The sequence below is a fragment of the Pseudoxanthomonas sp. CF125 genome (genome assembly GCF_900104085.1).
Lineage (GTDB): Bacteria > Pseudomonadota > Gammaproteobacteria > Xanthomonadales > Xanthomonadaceae > Pseudoxanthomonas_A.
Window position 1 is genome coordinate 1 of sequence record NZ_FNLD01000003.1, and the last position, 17,331, is coordinate 17,331.

The following is a 17,331-nucleotide window of genomic DNA, read 5'->3' on the forward strand; positions in this document are numbered from 1 at the left end:
GGACCGGCCGTGTCGTTGACCGCGTCGATCGCCGCCGCAGCCACCACCACCGTCACCACCGCACTGTCGCAATTGACCGGATTGGTCTGTTCGCAGATCTGGTAGGTCGCCGTGTAAGTTCCGGCGGGTGTGTTCGGCGCAACATCCACGCTGCCGCTGGGATTGATCGTCAATGGGCCGCTGTTGGTCGGCGTCAGCGTGATTTGCGAGAGAACGGCCGGGCCGCCGTCGACCGTATCGTTCGACAGCACATTGACGACGCCCACGCCGCCAGCGTTTCCGTTCAATGGCCCGGCGTTGTCGTCGGCCGCCTGGATGACTGCTGGCGACACGGCAACGGTTACCAGGGCCGTATCGCAATTGGTCGGATTGCTCCGCTCGCAGATGCGGTAAGTAAGCGTGTAGGTCGCCGCCGGCGTGGCGGGCGCAACCGTTACTTCTCCATTGCTTGTGTTGAGCGCCACGCCCGGATGACTGGCCGGATCGACCAGACTCAGATCCACACTGGCAAGGGTAGCCGTCGCACCGTTGAGGCTGTCGTTGGCCAGGACATTGGGTACGGCAATCCCTCCGGCCAGGCCGGGCACGGGCGTGGCGCTGGCATCGTCGTCGTTGGCTATCAGTGGATTGGCCAACACCGCCACCGGTGGCGTGGTACTGGTGTTGTCGCCGGGGTTGGGGTCGGTGACGGAAGGCGGTAGCAGGACGCTGGCGGTGTTGGCGCCGATGGTCGCCGGTGTCGCCAGCGGCGCGGTGCCGGCGACATCGATGACGACTGCGCCACCTACGGCAAGCGCCACCGTCAAGTTGAGGTTGCCGGTACCCGCAGCCGCGCTGCAGCTTGAGCCTGCCGAGACGGGCGCGCATGTCCAGCTGATCGCGCTCAGTTCACTGGGCAACGTATCTGTGACCGTCACGCCCGACACTGAAGAGGGGCCGGCATTGCTGACCTGTATTCGATAAGCGACCTGGGATCCGGCCAGTGCTGGCGAAGCGCTGATCAGCGTCTTCAAGACCGTGATATCGGCCTGCAGGGAAAGCGCATTGCTGTCGGTGGCGCTGTTGTTGCCGGCGGCGGGATCGGAAATGTCTCCCGGCAGCGTTACGGTGACCGTGTTGGACAGAGTGCCCGGATAAGTCTGGGCGAATGCGCCGAATCCGGCCGTCAAGGCGGACAGGAATATCGAGGCCGCCATGGCGTAGCGCGCAAGCGCGCTTCTCATGCCGGTGGGCATGCGTCGCGGTAGTGCAGGAGCGTCCTGTGCCATATCCCTGTTCCCGCCATAAGTGGCTACCGCGTTTTCCATACTGGCCATTCGCATTCCCCAGTCCATTGCTGTCGGTCTTGCCTGGGCCTGCTTCGAAATCAATACGCCGCGGGGTCGGCGCTGAACGCAACGGGCACGGTGATCGTCGCCTGACCGCCTGCGGCAAGATCGACCGTAACGCTGATGTTCTGTTGTCCCGGCGCGCCGCCGCTGCCGGCGGCGCAGGAGCCGCCGGTTGCGACGCAGGTCCAGGGTGCGGAAAGCGTGGCGCCCGCAGGAAGGACGTCGTTGATGGCCGCGCCGACGACCGGATCCGGCCCGGCGTTGCTGACGGTGATCGAATACGTTGCGGTATCGCCGGGCGTGTAAGTGCTGCTGCCATCCGACTTGCTGACCGATACGTCCGCCTGGCGCGCCCGATTGGTGATCCGGCAGGTAATGGTGACCGGATCCGAGGTGAGTTCGGGAGCGGATAACGAGAAGCTGCTTCCGGTGCCGGAACTTATCTGGGTTCCATTCTGGTCGGTGCACGCCCAGGTGCTGACGTAGCGGCTGAGCGTGGTGCCCGTGCCGGCGGCTTCGGCCAAGTCGTACGCCGCCCCCGGAGTCGTGACCGCAGGCGTGGTCGCGCCGCCGTTTCCAACATCGCTGGCCGCCGCCACCACGGCACCGCTTTGGCTTACGCTCAGATTGAATAGCCCGGGGTCTTCCGCCGGTTGCAGCACCTTCGCCAGGGTCAGCAACGCAGCGCAGGAGCGTGCGACGCCTTCGACCGTGAAGATCGCGTTTCCTACCCGGATGCCCAGCAGGCCCAGCAGATTGTCGACCAATCCGCCCAGCAGCGTATTGAGTACCGGTTGCAGCACCGTGGTGGCGGTCGATCCGAGAACGCTCTCCACCGTACTCACGACCGTATTCAAAATCGGCACCAATGCAGCCGGCACGCCGATCGGAACGCCCAGCAGCGTCACCGTCGGCGTTCCGCTGGTGACGTTGATGTCCAAGCTGTTCAACAGGCTCACAATCAATGTGCCCGCACTCACCGTGCCGCTGCTGGCGGTAACGGTCTGCGGATACGGACCGCTGAGGGTAAAACCCTGAAGCGACGGCGACCCGGTTGCGGCCGCGCGTGCCGTCACGGTCAGGGGAACGCGCACTGCGACCAGGCCCACACCCAGCAGGTTGACGTTGAATCGAAGATCCAGATTGTTGATGGCCACGGGAGTGACGACCGCATCGGTGATCACAGTGGTGCGATTGAAGAACACGCTGTCGGCCACGGTGCCGATATAAAAGTTCACCAGGCCCGGGCGGGCGTTGAAGCTCACCGTGCCGGCAAGGCCGTCCACCGCGGTGAGGGTGCCTTCGGCGCGGGCTATATCGGCATAGAGCTGAAGTTTGAGCACATCCGCAGTCAGGGTGACGTTGGTCAACCCCAGACCCAGCGCTTGGATCGCATCGGTGACCGCTTGCAGATCCAGGCCCTGCGCCACATCGACGTTGAGTTTGACGCGGATAGCGCCAGTGTGGAAGGACGCGCCTTGCGGCCCGCAGACGTAGACGGGCGGTTCCACCACCTGAAGCCATAGTTGCAGGTTGGCCACGCCCGTCAAACCCAAAGCAGCGGTGTTGACCGTTATCGGCTGCGGCGTAGTCAGAACGTTGCGGTAGTTGTACAGCTGCGCCGCGCCGGTCACCAGATCCAGCAGATCCAATTCCACCAACGCCAGCGAACCAGGCGGCAATGCGATCTGAAGCAGATCCGAAAGACGGATGGTGCCGACCAGACCCGGCACGCCCAGCGGCAACGCATTAAGCGCATTGGCCGCCGCAGTATTGCCGTCGGCCTGCAAGACCTGCGCCATCGCCAGTTGCAATTGCGCCAATGTGATGTCGGTGTTGAGTATCTGGCTGGTATCGCTCAGACCCAGGTTCAACCCCAGCTGTGCGATCAAGGCGTTCAAGTTGATGTCGGACTGCGCCAATGCATTCCAATCCAACACGCTCACATTGACCGTCGTGCCGGGCAACAGCGTACTGAACAGAAGATTGAGCAAGGGCCCTTGGGTACTGTCCACCTGGACCAGGCGGGGGCCAGCCGACACGCAGGCGCCTGCGGTACATCCGGCCTGGGCCCGGGCCGGCGGCGAGATCGAAAACAGAAGGGCAAGCACCGACAGAGAAACCGCCAACGCCATACGGACGTACCGCCCGCGCGCGCGCTTCCCCATACCCAGAAGGTCCTTCATCGGCTTACTCCCCATGTAGTCGATGTCATAGCGCCAGCGAGACGTTCTCCGCTGGTTTGTCCCCGTGCACTGCTACTTGGGGGAATTAATATGGCGCCCCACGGCGGCGGTCAACAGTCGCTAACTGTGATTGCGGTTAGTACGCCTTAGCGCGGAATTCGACTACCATCCGCAACAGGGGAAATTGAACATGCGTCAGTGATTGGCTACAACTTTCTGTAAGAGTTGTTTAGCAGTCAGAATCGCTTACATACGCACATGGGGGATTGAATGCTGTCGATGCCGTGCCGTATCCGCAAGTTGCGGAACAGCGCCAAGTTGTCCCAGACCGAACTGGCGATGCTTGTCGGTGTCCAGAGAAGTGCTGTTGCCCAATGGGAAAGTGAGAATGGAACTCATCCCAGCGTCGAACACCTGTCGAAGCTGGCGGTGGTTACAGGCGCCACCTTCGAATGGCTGGCGACCGGTAGAGGCCCCGATACCAGCAATTTCAGCGCAGAATCCGATACCGCCGCAGTCGCCTGGGATTTCGCCCAGGACGATATCGAAAGCCGGGTGCTGGAGCTTTTGCGCCAGATGCCAGTAAAAAAACAGCTTATAGCGTGCAAGCTCCTGGAAGCCTTGATCGGCCCCTAAGTACGCGCGGCCCCATCGCGCCGTCCTGCCCAACATGCGCACTTGGATCGTCGACAGCAAAGTCGCGCGGCCCATGCCGAGCCAACTCTTCCTTGTGCGACGCTTCACCAACCGAGGCCGGATGCCAGTGGATAGGCGCCGCCTCATACCGCCTGCTACCACCGTCTACAACGTAAATACTTCACAGCCCGGAGCAATCGGCCCGCTGCAAGAACAGCGATGCGAGCGAAAGTGGGCTCCGACGCAGCTTGGTGAGGACTGGGCTGCGCGTTTCTATCGTAAGAAGAGCTCGCTCCGCACATCTCGAAAGAAAGCTTGGCTCGCGTGCTGCAGGACTGGTGCCCGTCTTTCTACGGCCATCCCTGTGCCACCCCAACCATCGTCGGCATTCCCCTGCTTTGTCGCTGGTCGCGGATGCGCTGTGGGTGCGACTGGGGCGCCGCAATCCGTTATTTCTTATCAGCCATACCGTCCTCGGGGAGAGCAGTATCGGAGTCCCGGCTGTCCCAGTGCGCCTTGGTTTCAAGCAGCCGCGGCAGGCAATCAAGGAACAAATCCACCATCCGCGGTTCGAAGTGCATGCCTCGTCCTTCTTCGATCTTTGCGATGACCTGGTCCATGGGCCAGGCCTCCTTGTATGGGCGGCGCATGGCGAGCGCATCGAAGACATCGGCCACCGCCACGATCCGCGCCGACTGCGGAATGTCTTCGCCTGCCAACGCACCGGGATAGCCCGTCCCGTCCCAGCGCTCATGATGGTTCAACGCCACCTCCGCGGCGAGCTGGAAAAGCGGCGCTTGGCTATGGCTGAGGATTTCGTAGCCGATCTGCGTATGGCGCTTCATGATCTCCCACTCGTGCGGGGACAGTTTTCCCGGTTTCTTGAGGATCTCGTCGGGAATACCGATCTTGCCGGTGTCGTGCATCGGGGCCGCTTGTTCCAGCAACTTGGCGCGCTCGTCTTCCCAGCCGGCCACCTCGGCCAGAATCCGCGCATACGCGGCCATCCTCCAGATGTGCACGCCCGTGTCCGAATCGTTGTAATGGCCGGCGATGCCCAGCATCCGGATCGCATCCTGGTAGCTGCTGTTGAGCGCGGAGGCTCGAACCAGAGACAGATGCGTGTTGACGCGCGCCCTCAAGATGAAAGGCGAGACCGGCTTGGCGATGTAGTCCACGCCGCCGCAGGCGAAACCGGTGCGCTCATCGGCCTCGCGACCCAGCGAGGTGACGAAGATGATGGGGATGTGTTCGGTTTCGGGATTGGACTTGAGCGCCGATGCGACTTCGTATCCGTCCATGTCCGGCATCTCCACATCCAGCAGGATGAGCGATGGTGCGTGCTTCTCGGCCGCGCGTAGCGCTTGCGCGCCGTCGCGCGCCAGCACCAGGCGATACTCGCCGCCGAGTATCTGACGGAACAGCGCCAAGTTGTTCGGCTCATCGTCAACGCACAGAATCGGACCTTGAGGCATGCAGTACTCCTAGCCGTCGCCTTGGTTGTCCATGGCGCCATTCGCGGCCGCATCGCGGATCAACCCGCAAATGAAGTCCTCCGCACCGCGGAAATCGAACTCTTCGATGTACTGGAATATCCTGTCGGCGGCGTCGAACCGGATTCGGCCCGAAAGCGGCGCCGCAGCGGCGTCGATGGATTCGGGATCGTCGCTATCGAGAACCTTCAGCAACTCGCTCAGCAAGGCTATGGAATCCTGCCCCTGACTCGCCGACACTGTCTCTGCGATCGGTTCCGAACCGACGTACTGATGGATGTCCTCCAGGGTTTCGCGCAGGACCAATCGCAGTCCGCCCATCAGGTCGTCGATATCCCTTCCGTCGCGCAGGAGTTCTTCCATCTCCGCCGTGGCGGCCACCAGCGAGGGCAGCGCCAGAGAAGAAGCCGCGCCGCGCACCTTGTGCATTTCTGCGCAAGCGCCGACCTTGTCGCCGCGCCGCAGAAAAGCCTCGAGCGCATCCGCCATTCCCGTGTAGCGACGCGCGAACTGAGCCAGATAACGCCGGTAGGGTCCCGCCTCGCGCCAATAGCTGAGCCCCTTTCTGATGTCCAGCAGTTGCGGGTCGATGTCCTCCACTACCGGCCCGGCATCGTAGGCCGGCACCCGCTTGTCACTGAAGCTTTCCTGCGGATGGTGGGGCGGGAACTGCAGGATGGCGGCCACCAAGTCCGGCACTTCGAACGGTTTGGCGACGAAGGCGTTCATGCCGGCCTGCAACGCGGCGTCCTGCTGCCGTTTGAAGGCTCCAGCGGTCAGCGCGATAACGGGCATCTCCGCCAACTCCGGCGACTTGCGTATCCTGGCGGTGGCCTCGTAGCCATCCATCTCGGGCATCTGCACGTCCATGAGAACCACATCGAACCGATCGGCCTGCGCCTGCAACATCTCCAGCGCCTGGCGTCCGTCCACCGCGAGCTCGACCCGTGCGCCCTCGCCTTCAAGGATGCGCTGGGCCACTTCGCGATTGATATCGCTGTCGTCCACTACCAACAGTCGGTAACCGCTCAGTCGCTGCTCCACCGAGACCCTGTCCGGCAGCGCGGCGTTGCCGACGCGCCGCCGCAATACTTCGTTGATGACGTTGTAGAGCGCCGAGGCCGTGATCGGCTTGGTGAGCACGGCATCGACGTCGTCCCGGCAGGGATCCTGTTCGATCAGCTTCCGCTCGAAGCCGGTCACCATGATGATGATCGGTTGCCGCGGCGACGGAATGCGGCTTCTGATCATCGCCGCCGTCGCCAGGCCATCCATGCCCGGCATCTGCCAGTCCATCAGCACGATGTCGTATTGCGTCGCATCTTGCCGGTCCAGCCTTTGCATGGCCCGCTCGCCGGAATCGGCAACATCCGCGGTCCAGCCGAAGCCGCGGACCAGCAGACCCAGATGTTCCCGGGCGATGTCGTGGTCGTCGACCACCAGCACGCGATACCTGTCCTTGCTCGCTTTCGGCTCGGCCCCCGCGTCCAAGGCCAACGGGATTACGAAAGAGAACCGGCTGCCCTTCCCCGGCTGGCTCTCCAACGCCAAGGTACCGCCCATCAACTTGACCAGGCGGCTGCAGATACTCAGCCCCAATCCGGTGCCCCCGTACTTGCGCGTCGTGGAAGAATCCACCTGCGAGAACGGCGAGAAAATCATCCGCTGCTTTTCTTCCGCAATACCTATACCCGTATCGGTAACCGAGAATCGCAGATGGACGCCTCCATCCTCGGCGCCGGCAAGCTGTTCCACGTCCAGCACGACTTCGCCTTGCTGGGTGAACTTGATCGCATTGCTGACCAGATTGACCAACACTTGGCCCAGGCGAAGCGCGTCTCCGCGCACATACCGCGCCGCTGGTGGCGCAGGGGATATCAGCATCTCCACGCCCTTGGCGTCCACTGCGGAAGCCATCAGCGCCGCCACACTCTCCATCACGTCCGCCAGATCGAAAGGTTCGTCTTCCAGCTCGATGCGGCCCGCTTCTATCTTGGAGAAATCCAGAACGTCGTTGATGATGCTCAGCAGTGACTGGGCGGCAAGGCGGATCTTCCTGGTCATATCCTGCGCGGCGGAGGGAAGTTCCGCACGGTCCATCAGATAAAGCATGCCCATGATGGCGTTCATGGGCGTTCTTATCTCGTGGCTCATGTTCGCCAGAAAGTCGCTCTTGTAGCGGTTGGCCTGTTCCGCTTCGCTGATCGCCCTGCGCAGTTCCGCGTCCAGGGCCTTCTGCTCGGTCAGATCGGAAGCCATCACCAGATAGCCGATGGCTTCCTGCCGATCGTCCCTAAGCACGCTGATGCTCAGCCTGACCGGCAACGGCTCGCCGTCCTTGCGAAGATATTTCCACTCGGGAATTTCGACGGCGTGCCGCTCCAGGTGCGATGCGATGCAGGTGAAGGCCGGGGCCACGCGCTGATCGCTCGTTGCCGACAGCTCCTCCGATTTCGTGCGCAGGTCGCCGTCGTCGTGAAGGCATTCGATGCCACTCTGGCCTATGAGTTCGTCCGCCGAGTAGCCGAGCATCCGTTCGGCCGCAGGATTGAACAGATTGATGGTTCCATCGATGTCGGTCGCTACGATGGCGTAGCCTGCGTGCTGAAGAATTGCGGTCAGGCGCGAAGAGTAAGTCCGGATTTGCTCCGTACGCTCCATGACCTGCTGTTCGAGCGTGGCGTTGAGCCGGATGATGCGCTCTTCCTGGCGCTTGCGTTCGGTGATGTCGATGATCGATGCCAGGGCATACAGGCCATCGGCGGTGGGGAGAGGATTCAGCCCTATCTCGACGGGCACGCGGATGCCGTCGCTGCGCAGGCAGTACAGGTCCCGGCCCGCACCCATGGCGCGGGCTTCGGAGTTCTCGAAGTAGTGCGCGATGAACGCATCGTGTCCTCCGCGCGCATCCACGGGGAGAAGCTTGGTGATCGAATGTCCCAGAAGCTCGCTCCTGGGATACCCGAACAGCTCTTCGGACTTGGCATTGGCCAAGCGGATGATGCCCGCTTGGTCCACCATCAGGATGGCGTTGGGCGAAGCTTCCACTACCAGTCTGAAGTGTTCCTCCGCGCGAAGGTGGTCGGCCATGTCGTGCAGCAGCAAGCAGGTTCCGGCGATGCGCCCGTCGGCTACGCTGAAAGGCGATGCCAGGACCATGAAATCCAAGAGCTGCGCATCCGCTCCGCGCAGCTTCATGCGGCGTCCATCGATTTCCTGCGCATCGTGCCGCACACCGTCGCCGGCCTCGTCGACCAGCAAATCCTCCAGATCCTGGCCCAGGGCGCTGCTGGCCGTTCGGCCGAGCATGCGCTCGGCGGCGGCATTCCAGTGCGTGACCTTGCCTTGGGTATCGCAGGCGATGATGGCATCGACCGAGCCCTGCACCATCGCCGCCAGCCGGGCGCTCTCCAACTGCGAATGCTGCCTTCGCTCACGGGCCAGCGCCCACACATACCAGAGCAATGCAGCCATCGCGCCAAGTACTGTCACCAGGCAGCCAACCAACCAGGGCGGCGTCAGGCCCAGGTTGGCGACGATCGATGGCCGGGCCCGCACCTCCAGCAACCATCTGCGGCCATGCACATCCAGCGGATATCGGCGCGAGAGGCTGGCGGAACCGAGAGCGCCGAAATCGGGGCTGGCATAGAACGGATGGGCCGCGGCTTTCTCGCTCTCATCGGCCAGCGAAAGCGCATAAGGCTGGTTGGCGGTATCCAGGGTGCCGAGGATCGCTTCAATGCTGAGCGGCGCGAAGACCCAGCCGGAGGTCGCCTGCCAACGCGCGTCGCGCGTCGAGACGTCTGCGTTGTCCCGGTATATCGGCAACAGAAGCAAGAAACCATGACGCACGCCTTCTTCGCGCTGGACAAGCGTAATGGGGTGGCTCAGCACCGCACGGCCCGTCTGCGCAGCTTCAAGTGCCGACGCACGGCGGTTCGGCTCGGAGGCGATGTCCAAGCCGAGTGCGCTGCGATTTCCTTGCGCCGGCTCCAGGTAGAGGATGATGAAGCGTTCGCCGTCGTGCGGCGACAACTGGCGCAGACTGAAATCCGGCGCGCCGTCCCGGCGTGCGCGCTCCTTGAATTCCTGTATTTCCGGCAAGGGAACACGTTCGATGTAGCCGTAGCCCCCCACGCCCGGGAACTCCCTACCGTATTCGCGCGAGCGGCTGTATGCGGCGAACCGCTCTCTGCTCAATTGCGGACCGGAGGCGATGATGGCGCCGCGCGCTCCGCGGAGACCATGTTCGTAGGTATTCAGGCGATCGCCAAGACTCGACACGAGCTGGCCAGCGACCTCATCGAAATGTTGATCGATGCGTTTCGCATCGGCTCGCGCGTAGAGCGAACTGGCTGCCCAGCCGGCGAGGATTGCGGCCAACAGGAAACCGGTCAGGAGCCATTGGCGCCGTCCCCAGTGTCGTGCGATCGCCTCTCCCCTCTGCTGCATGCTTTCCCTCACGTCGTCATGACATGGGTCGGCGGCCTGATCGACGGCCGCTCTAGTCCTGCAAGCTTTCCTCGGCACTATAGGTCAGGATCCGGCAGCCCTCAACAAGCCCGCCCTATTCCTCGGAAATAGGTAAGACCATACACCTCGCTGCTCGAGCAAGCTCGGTTTGCGTACCCATAGCGGGATTAGGAACGTAAATAATTCACACACGATCGCCCGGTGTTGCATGCACTGGGGGCAAGCTGGAAGCTGCCTCTCTCCGCTACGTTGGAACAAATTCCGACGGTATCCGCCGTCGATACGTAGGAGGCGGATATTTCAGCACTTGGCTTACGACTTCCATCGCCGGCGCTCAAGCAGGTTTGATGAAGAGGATCTCGTTCCTGTAGGATTGGTCCCGACGATTTTTTGCTTCAACCGCTGGCTAGGGCACCGGGCCAACGTTCTGCGACACCCCTCCGGCGGGCGCTGCCAACCAGTCAATGGAGGGCAACTCGTGCCTGTGATCAATCGCCGCCAACTGCTGCTTGGCGGTCTCTCGCTTCCCTTGCTTGCCTTGCCTTCCGTCGGACGGACGCAAGTCCAGGCCTCGCGCGTCTCCTTCGAATCGCTTCTGCGGCCCACGGTCCATTCGGGAAACGAACACTGGGAACTCACCCAGCGAATGTCCCACTACGGCGTGCCAGGCGTGGCGGTGGCGGTTCTGCGCGATGGACGGGCGGTTAGCCTGAAAGGCTATGGCTCAAGGCTGGCCGGACATGATTTTCCGATAGGGCCGGACACGCTGTTTTCCGTCGGCTCGGTGAGCAAGGTCGCGACCGCGGCGCTTTGCCTGAAACTCGTCGCGCTGGGCAAGCTCGATCTCGATCGAGGCGTCGGCCGCTGGCTGCGCCGCTGGCGTCTTCCGCAAGGACCGGAAGGCGACACCAGCGACATCAGCCTGCGAATGCTGCTGTCGCACACCGCCGGCTTCAATGTCCATGGGTTCAAGGATGTGCAACCGTCCGAGCCGTTGCCCTCCCTTCTGCAAACATTGAACGGCGTACCGCCAGCGCTGAACAAGCCGCTGCAACGGGTCGATCGGGCAGGAAGCCGGTCCCGTTACTCGGGTGGCGGCTACATGGTGGCGCAAGCCGTCATTGAAGATGCGATGGGGCAAGCCCTCGACACGTTGGCGCGCCGGTATCTGTTCGCTCCGCTGGGCATGGGCCGCAGCCGGTTCGATGCAGCCCCTTCGGCTACTACGGCCGATATCGCTCACGCCCACGACGGCTCCGGCAAGCCCGTGGCGCTTCCTCGTGGATGGCAGAGCTTTCCCGAACTCGCTCCGTCCGGGCTCTGGACTTCAGCCCGCGACCTTGCCCGGCTGGTCGAAGCGCTCTGCGCCAGCTACCGTAAATCCGGCGGCTTTCTGCCGCAAGCGCTGGCGATAGACATGATGACCACGGTTTCTCCGGGCACGTTCGGACTCGGACCGCGCCTGGCCGGCGAAGGCAGCGCGCGCATCTTCCATCATGCCGGTGCGAACGACAGTTACAAAGCCTATATCGAGGGCAATCTCGACAGCGGCGACGGTCTGGTGATCGTCGCCAATGGCGCCAATGGCGACGTCCTGGGCGATGAGATACGCAACGCCGTGTCCGACTCGCTGGAGTGGCCTGGCGACTGGTCGGTGAAAATGAATCCCGCCGCCGCCACGGGTTTGCTCGACGAATTCGTCGGCGCATACAAGCGGCGAGCGGATCAGAGTCCCGAGTTGATGGGGATTCTGGACACCAGTTTCGATATCCAGGATCTCGCCGTGCTCCGCACTCCCGATGGACTGGAACTGCAAGCGAAGGGCAAGCGCAGGTCGCTCGAACCGGTGAGCAGCAACCGATTCGTCGCGCCCGATTCCTACATTCCGGCCGGCACCTTGCAGATCGCATTCAATCGGGGGGCGATGCGAGGCGTACAGAGCTTAACGGTCGTCGCGGGCGGTGGTGTTCTCGTCTTCGACAAGCAGCCCACCCAAGTTCAATCGGATTGAGCCGTCCAAATTCTGTCGGCACTGTTCCGGATTGGCCCGGGCAGTTCTCATTGGGAAGCAGGCTCTGCGCATGACGCAAACGAGAACACCCCTGGAACTATCGGGACATCATCAACGGTACCTCGACGCCCTCGAATATCGTCCGCGTGGCTCCGCCCAACAAGAAGTCGCCGACGTACGGGTGAGCGCGACCGCCGGCTACCAGCATGTCCGCGTTGAGGTCCTTGCACCGCCCGAGGAGAATTGCTCCGGCATCGGCGCCGACGTGCTGTTCAAGCACCACCCGCACGCCATGCCGCGCCAGATGCGCGGCCATGTCTGCGCCGGGCTCCGGTCCGTAGGGACCCCGCAAGCGTCCTTCCGGTACGACGACAAGATGCACCGATTCGGCCAAGGCCAGGAACAGCATGGCGTCGGCAATCGACCGCGCCGCTTCCCGCCCCCCATTCCAGCCAACGACGATGCGCCGCGCAGTCCTGTCTTCCGGCCAACGTTCCGGGAGAAGCAGGCAAGGACGGCCGGATTCGAATATCAAGCGTTCCGATAAGCCGAGACGTGTGGTTCTACTCTGCTGACAAGCGGGAGGACCGAGAACCGCCAAGCTCGCATGCCGCGCGTGCTGCATCAATGCCTCGCTGTCCTCGTTATCCGAAACGCGCCACTCCGAACTGAAGCTCCGGTCGTGCACAAGCGCGTCGAAGTCTTCCCGTGCCCTGGAGAGCGATTCCGCGGCTGCTTTCGAGTGTTCGGCCAGCATGTCCGTCAGAGCGGCGCCGACCGCGAAACCTGCATACGGCTCCAATGCGAGTTCACGTACGACAAAAGTGGCGATCAGATGCGCCCGCCACTGTTTGGCCAGGAAAGCCGCATAGCGTAGCCGCGAGTCGCGCTCCCGGGCAGGCTCTAGAAAGACAACCAAGTCTGCCGGCGCTGCGATGTCCACCATGGCGAACTCTCCGTCGTAGGAGGCTTCAGGATGACCTCGCCCTCCTCGAGAAGGATTGACATGGATCAACGAACATTCTGGCGCCCGGACCATGATCGACACTCATGGCGACGGACTCCTCTTGCTTCAATTGCCGGGCCGCGGCGTAAGTGATTTTCGATATGACGCACTCTTCCGGTGGCTTGGTCGTATGGCTTTCTGAAACCTAAAAACGCCCGCAAAGATTGATCCAGGTCAATCCGGCCATGCGGTCCGGCGGTCAAGCTCGGCCTACCGAACCGGAGGATGCATCCATGACTGACAAGCCTTCCCATGCCGCATATCTGGGGCCGGACTATCCGCATTGGAATACGACACTGTCCGACGGCTCCGAAGTTCTGATCCGCCCTATCGGTCCGCAGGATGCGGCGGCGGAAAAGGCGTTCATCGAGTCGCTTTCCCCGCAAAGCCGGCGCAACCGCTTTCTCGGCCAGATCGCGCATCCCAGCGACGAATTCATCCATCAGTTGACCGACATCGACTACATCAACGACGTAGCGCTGGTGGCCATCGCGCCCGAAGGCGCTGGATACAGGATCGTGGGGGTAAGCCGCTACGCGATCGACTCTTCGCGCAAAGACTGCGAATGCGCGGTGGTGGTGGCGGACAAATGGCAAGGCAAAGGTCTGGGAACGGCCCTGATGGAATGCCTGAAAACCCTGGCCACCGAGCGCGGCCTGCTCAGCATGAGATCGGTCGACTTGGCGGAGAACTGGGAAATGCGGGACTTGGCCTCTGCGCTGGGATTCCATTCCAGCCCCGACCCTTCGGATCCGCACTAGGTGGTCCATACGATTTCTCTCGTTTGCCACGCGGCGCCGGCAACGGTATCGATCAGATCCGATCTGGCCATCTGAGGTCGCGTCGCCCAGCGGTCCGCTTGGCTTGTCGGACGGCCGGGGACGGCATTCGCATCAACCGGTGCGCATCACGCTGTAAAAAGCTTCGGCACGTAAACCGTTCTGGAATCATCCGGGCATTCGCCGTAAGGCATCGGTCGTCCATTCACGCCATCAGTACCGCCACGGCGAATGCCACCAGCATCAGCACGATCCCGGGGACTACTCTGAGCGCATACGCGTTCCCGCCCTTCAGCCAGGCCATCAGGCTCTTGAGCAGGGAATTTGCACCGAAGGCGGCCAGCAATCCGTACTCGGCCTGTATCGACGAGAGGGTCGCGGCAGACTCCAGTTGCGCCGCCGACGCAGCGGCGGCGTGCACATCCACCAGTCCCGATACCCCGAGAACCCATATCGCGCTGCCTTCTCCCAGCACGCTGCGCAGCCATGCAGCCACGAGCATGACGCTGGCCAGCAAAACGGCGAAACCGAACGCGCGCAACGGCTCGAAAACGCGTTTTCCGTAGAACGCGCCCATATTCACGGGTTTGGCGAACGAGTTCCTGCTGGCGATCAGCGCTGCCGCGACCGCGACCGCGCCTGCCGCTGCCAACGGCAAAGCCAACCGCTGCAGCAGCGCCAGCGAGAACGTGCCGATTACGACGACCAGCTGGACTATGGTTCCGACATTGGACATCAAGGCCGCACTCGCCGCCGCGGGAACGAGCGTCTGTGTTGTCCTGGCGCGTTCGCCCATGGCCGCTATCGTCGCGGTGCTGGACACGAAGCCTCCGGCGAGCCCGACGATGGCAAGGCCAGCACGCGCACCCAGCACTTTCAAGGAGAAGTAGCCCAGCGCAGTGACCCCCATCATCGCCACCGCAAGCAGCCATAGCCTGCGCGGGTTGAGCGCACTCCAGGTGTCGACCGGATGGTCGGGCAACAAGGGAAGGATCACGAAGGCGGACAACGACAGGAACAGCAAGTCGTGTACTTCCTGCCCCGAAAACAACCGGGTGGCGAGGGTATGCAGGTGCGCCTTGCTGTGAAGCAGCAGCGTGACGACGATGGCCAATGCCCCCGCTTGTCCCGGCTTGGCAAGGGCCATGGCGCCCAGCAGGAAGGTAGCGAGCATGGCCACTTCGGTGGTGAGGCCGGGGTCGGCCGCGCTCGTGCGTCCGTAGCTGACGATCATCGCTGCGATGACGAAAACGCCCGCAACCAGCAACGCGGCGTCTCCCATCGACGCCGCCGAGGCGCCCACAAGCGCGAGCAAAGCGAAGGTTCGTATTCCGGCGGCTTTCCGGCGCTGTCCGGTGCCTTTCACGCGTTCCCGCTCCAGCCCGACCAGCAAGCCGATGCCCAGCGCCACTGCGAAGCCGGCGGCAGCCGTTCCCAGCCATGCCGATGCGGCTGGCGAGGCGGCTCCCTCGGTCAGGTCGGACAACCTCATTCGGCCACCCCCAATGCAGCATCAGCAATATGCGACATCAATGCGGCTGGGAATCCAAGGATCGGGCCGCTTTCCGCATTCTCTCTTCCGCAACGTGCGCCAGCAATAGCAGCAGCAACAGGAGGACGGGCCACCAGACGCTGGTCACGGCACACGGATAAGTGGGCGCGAATGGCATGGCTGCCGGTCAGGTACTGGGATCTATCGCCGAACGTTCTATCTTGAACTGGCTGATGGTCACGCCCACGTCGAAACCGTCGCCGCTGCCTGCGAGCACCAAGGACACCTTGCCATTGGTAAGCGCCTGCACGGTACCGGATTTCACCAGCCCTACGTTCGCGCTCAAGGCCGCATAGCTTCCAAGAACGTCGCGCAGCTTGGCGACATGGGTGAACTTTCCCGTGGCGCGGTCGATCCTCCATTTGCCTGCGGTGAGGCCCACGCCCTTGGCTGAAATGTCTACTTCCATCTTTTTCCCGTTGTCGCAGGTCACGGTCCCCGTGCCTTCGGCGTGCTCATACAGCACAGACCACTGGGTGGAAGAGAATTTGAGCGTGCATGAGACGTCGCGATCGGCCGCTCTTGCGCAGGATGAAAGGGAGAAGGCGGCTGCAAGGCCGAGAATGGCGACGATCTTCATGACGTACTCCATTGATGGATGACCCGGTAACGGCCGGTGCCGTATGGCGGGCGAATGCGTGAAATGGAATCGGACGGAACGTCCGGAACTCAAGGCTTGGCGATGTCCAGCACCACGCGGCCGTCCACCTTTCCTGCCTTGAGTTCGGCGAAAACCTCGTTGATCTGCTCCAATTGCCGGTGCACGAGTGTTGCGCGCACCTTCCCTCTCACCGCGAACTCCATCGCCTCGGCCATGTCCTTGCGCGTGCCGACGATGGAACCGCGCAAAGTGATGCGCTTCAGCACGACATCGAATATGGGCGTGGCGAACTGGCCGGGCGGCAGGCCGACGAGACTGATGGTTCCCTTGCGCCGGACCATGCGCAGGGCCTGCGAGAAGGCCGAAGTGGATACGGCCGTCACCAGTACCCCATGCGCACCGCCGCCCGTCAGGGCGATGACTTGTTCGGCGGCTTGTGGATCGTTCGCCTGCACGGCTGCATCCGCGCCCACTTGTCGGGCCAGCAGAAGCTTGTCGGCGGTCACGTCCAGAGCCACCACATAAAGACCCATCGCCTTGGCGTACTGGATGGCAATGTGTCCAAGCCCGCCGACACCGGAAATGGCGATCCATTGCCCTGCCCTGACCTCCGTTTCCAGGATTCCCTTGTAAGTGGTCACGCCTGCGCAAAGGATCGGCGCCAGTGCGGCGAAATCGCAGTCGGGCGGCAAGCGCGCAACGAAGCTTTCGTGCCCGATGGCGTACTCGGCGAATGTGCCGTTCACGCTGTACCCCGTGTCGTGCTGGCGCTCGCATAAAGTCTCCCACCCAGTCAGGCAGTACTCGCACCGCCCGCAACTGTCGTGCAGCCATGCGATCCCCACCGCGTCGCCGACCTTGAGGGAGGTGACGCCCTCTCCCAGCGCAGCCACGATGCCGGTACCTTCGTGGCCGGGTATGAAAGGCAGGGTTGGCTTGACCGGCCAGTCGCCGTCGGCGGCGTGCAGATCGGTATGACAGACGCCGCTGGCCATGATCCTCACCAGCACCTCGTCGCGGCCAGGTTGCGGGATGGGTACTTTCCGTATGTCCAGCGGCTTGCCGAAAGCGCTGACGACGGCGGCGCGCATAGTGCCTGCGACAGCGGCCATGAATCCTCTCCAATGGGGGAACGCGGCCAGACTGGCGCCTATTGCGCGAACGCACGTTGATCCAGGTCAAACCGATAGCTCAACCCAGCAAGAGCCGTCGTCGGCGCGTCTCCAAGCGACTTGCCTTATAGTAGATGCGCGGCTCGTAGCA

At 62.8% G+C, this 17,331-nt stretch carries 11 protein-coding genes; 3 read left to right on the forward strand and 8 right to left on the reverse strand.

Features of this window, described 5'->3' with window-relative positions; translation table 11 throughout:
* Both BLR66_RS13645 and BLR66_RS13650 read right to left on the reverse strand, forming a co-directional pair.
* Positions 1–1,268: DUF11 domain-containing protein (locus BLR66_RS13645; protein ID WP_218119651.1), on the reverse strand; the 1,268-nt coding region annotated here is incomplete at its 3' end.
* A gap of 98 nt (positions 1,269–1,366) precedes the next feature.
* Positions 1,367–3,373 carry a DUF11 domain-containing protein gene (locus BLR66_RS13650; protein ID WP_176943881.1) on the reverse strand — a complete coding sequence of 669 codons (2,007 nt, stop codon included), beginning with the start codon at positions 3,371–3,373 and terminating at the stop codon, positions 1,367–1,369.
* A gap of 414 nt (positions 3,374–3,787) precedes the next feature.
* Between BLR66_RS13650 and BLR66_RS13655 the strand changes: the two genes are divergently transcribed.
* The gene (locus tag BLR66_RS13655; protein WP_093287995.1) at positions 3,788–4,153 is read left to right on the forward strand and encodes a helix-turn-helix transcriptional regulator; all 366 of its coding nucleotides are present in this window, start codon (positions 3,788–3,790) and stop codon (positions 4,151–4,153) included.
* Between the two features lie 449 nt (positions 4,154–4,602).
* On the opposite strand, the gene BLR66_RS13660 is transcribed toward BLR66_RS13655, so the two are convergent.
* Both BLR66_RS13660 and BLR66_RS13665 read right to left on the reverse strand, forming a co-directional pair.
* Positions 4,603–5,628 carry a response regulator gene (locus tag BLR66_RS13660; protein WP_093287998.1) on the reverse strand — a complete coding sequence of 342 codons (1,026 nt, stop codon included), beginning with the start codon at positions 5,626–5,628 and terminating at the stop codon, positions 4,603–4,605.
* 9 nt (positions 5,629–5,637) lie between these two features.
* A complete protein-coding gene (locus BLR66_RS13665; RefSeq protein WP_093288001.1) occupies positions 5,638–10,098 on the reverse strand; it encodes a PAS domain-containing hybrid sensor histidine kinase/response regulator in 4,461 nt (1,486 codons plus the stop codon).
* Positions 10,099–10,597: 499 nt separating this feature from the next.
* Here BLR66_RS13665 and BLR66_RS13670 point away from each other — a divergent pair, with 499 nt between their 5' ends.
* Positions 10,598–12,130: a serine hydrolase domain-containing protein gene (locus BLR66_RS13670; RefSeq protein ID WP_176943882.1), complete on the forward strand. Its 1,533-nt coding sequence runs from the start codon at positions 10,598–10,600 to the stop codon at positions 12,128–12,130.
* A gap of 97 nt (positions 12,131–12,227) precedes the next feature.
* On the opposite strand, the gene BLR66_RS13675 is transcribed toward BLR66_RS13670, so the two are convergent.
* Positions 12,228–13,076 (reverse strand): universal stress protein, encoded by an 849-nt coding sequence (locus BLR66_RS13675; RefSeq protein ID WP_093288007.1) that lies wholly within the window; start codon positions 13,074–13,076, stop codon positions 12,228–12,230.
* A gap of 293 nt (positions 13,077–13,369) precedes the next feature.
* Here BLR66_RS13675 and BLR66_RS13680 point away from each other — a divergent pair, with 293 nt between their 5' ends.
* Positions 13,370–13,897, forward strand: coding sequence for a GNAT family N-acetyltransferase (locus BLR66_RS13680; RefSeq protein ID WP_176943883.1), 528 nt, complete (start codon positions 13,370–13,372; stop codon positions 13,895–13,897).
* A 223-nt stretch (positions 13,898–14,120) separates the two neighbouring features.
* Here BLR66_RS13680 and BLR66_RS13685 read toward each other — a convergent pair whose 3' ends face one another.
* The 3 genes from BLR66_RS13685 to adhP all read right to left on the reverse strand — a co-directional run bounded on the left by BLR66_RS13685 (position 14,121) and on the right by adhP (position 17,180).
* On the reverse strand, positions 14,121–15,407 hold the full coding sequence (locus BLR66_RS13685; RefSeq protein WP_093288013.1) for an MgtC/SapB family protein: 1,287 nt from the start codon (positions 15,405–15,407) through the stop codon (positions 14,121–14,123).
* Between the two features lie 187 nt (positions 15,408–15,594).
* Entirely contained in the window at positions 15,595–16,047 is a 453-nt protein-coding gene (locus tag BLR66_RS13690; RefSeq protein ID WP_255402605.1) for a hypothetical protein, read from the reverse strand.
* Positions 16,048–16,136: 89 nt separating this feature from the next.
* Complete coding sequence (gene adhP, locus BLR66_RS13695) at positions 16,137–17,180, reverse strand: alcohol dehydrogenase AdhP (protein WP_093288019.1); 1,044 nt, start codon at positions 17,178–17,180, stop codon at positions 16,137–16,139.
* Positions 17,181–17,331: the final 151 nt, after the last annotated feature.

Bases quoted from the DNA above. Each gene is read 5' to 3' on its own strand.
- BLR66_RS13680 (WP_176943883.1), top strand. From the start codon at position 13,370: ATGACTGACAAGCCTTCCCATGCCGCATATCTGGGGCCGGACTATCCG.
- BLR66_RS13655 (WP_093287995.1), top strand. From the start codon at position 3,788: ATGCTGTCGATGCCGTGCCGTATCCGCAAGTTGCGGAACAGCGCCAAG.
- BLR66_RS13690 (WP_255402605.1), bottom strand. From the start codon at position 16,047: ATGAAGATCGTCGCCATTCTCGGCCTTGCAGCCGCCTTCTCCCTTTCA.
- adhP (WP_093288019.1), bottom strand. From the start codon at position 17,180: ATGGCCGCTGTCGCAGGCACTATGCGCGCCGCCGTCGTCAGCGCTTTC.
- BLR66_RS13660 (WP_093287998.1), bottom strand. From the start codon at position 5,628: ATGCCTCAAGGTCCGATTCTGTGCGTTGACGATGAGCCGAACAACTTG.
- BLR66_RS13675 (WP_093288007.1), bottom strand. From the start codon at position 13,076: ATGGTGGACATCGCAGCGCCGGCAGACTTGGTTGTCTTTCTAGAGCCT.
- BLR66_RS13665 (WP_093288001.1), bottom strand. From the start codon at position 10,098: ATGCAGCAGAGGGGAGAGGCGATCGCACGACACTGGGGACGGCGCCAA.
- BLR66_RS13685 (WP_093288013.1), bottom strand. From the start codon at position 15,407: ATGAGGTTGTCCGACCTGACCGAGGGAGCCGCCTCGCCAGCCGCATCG.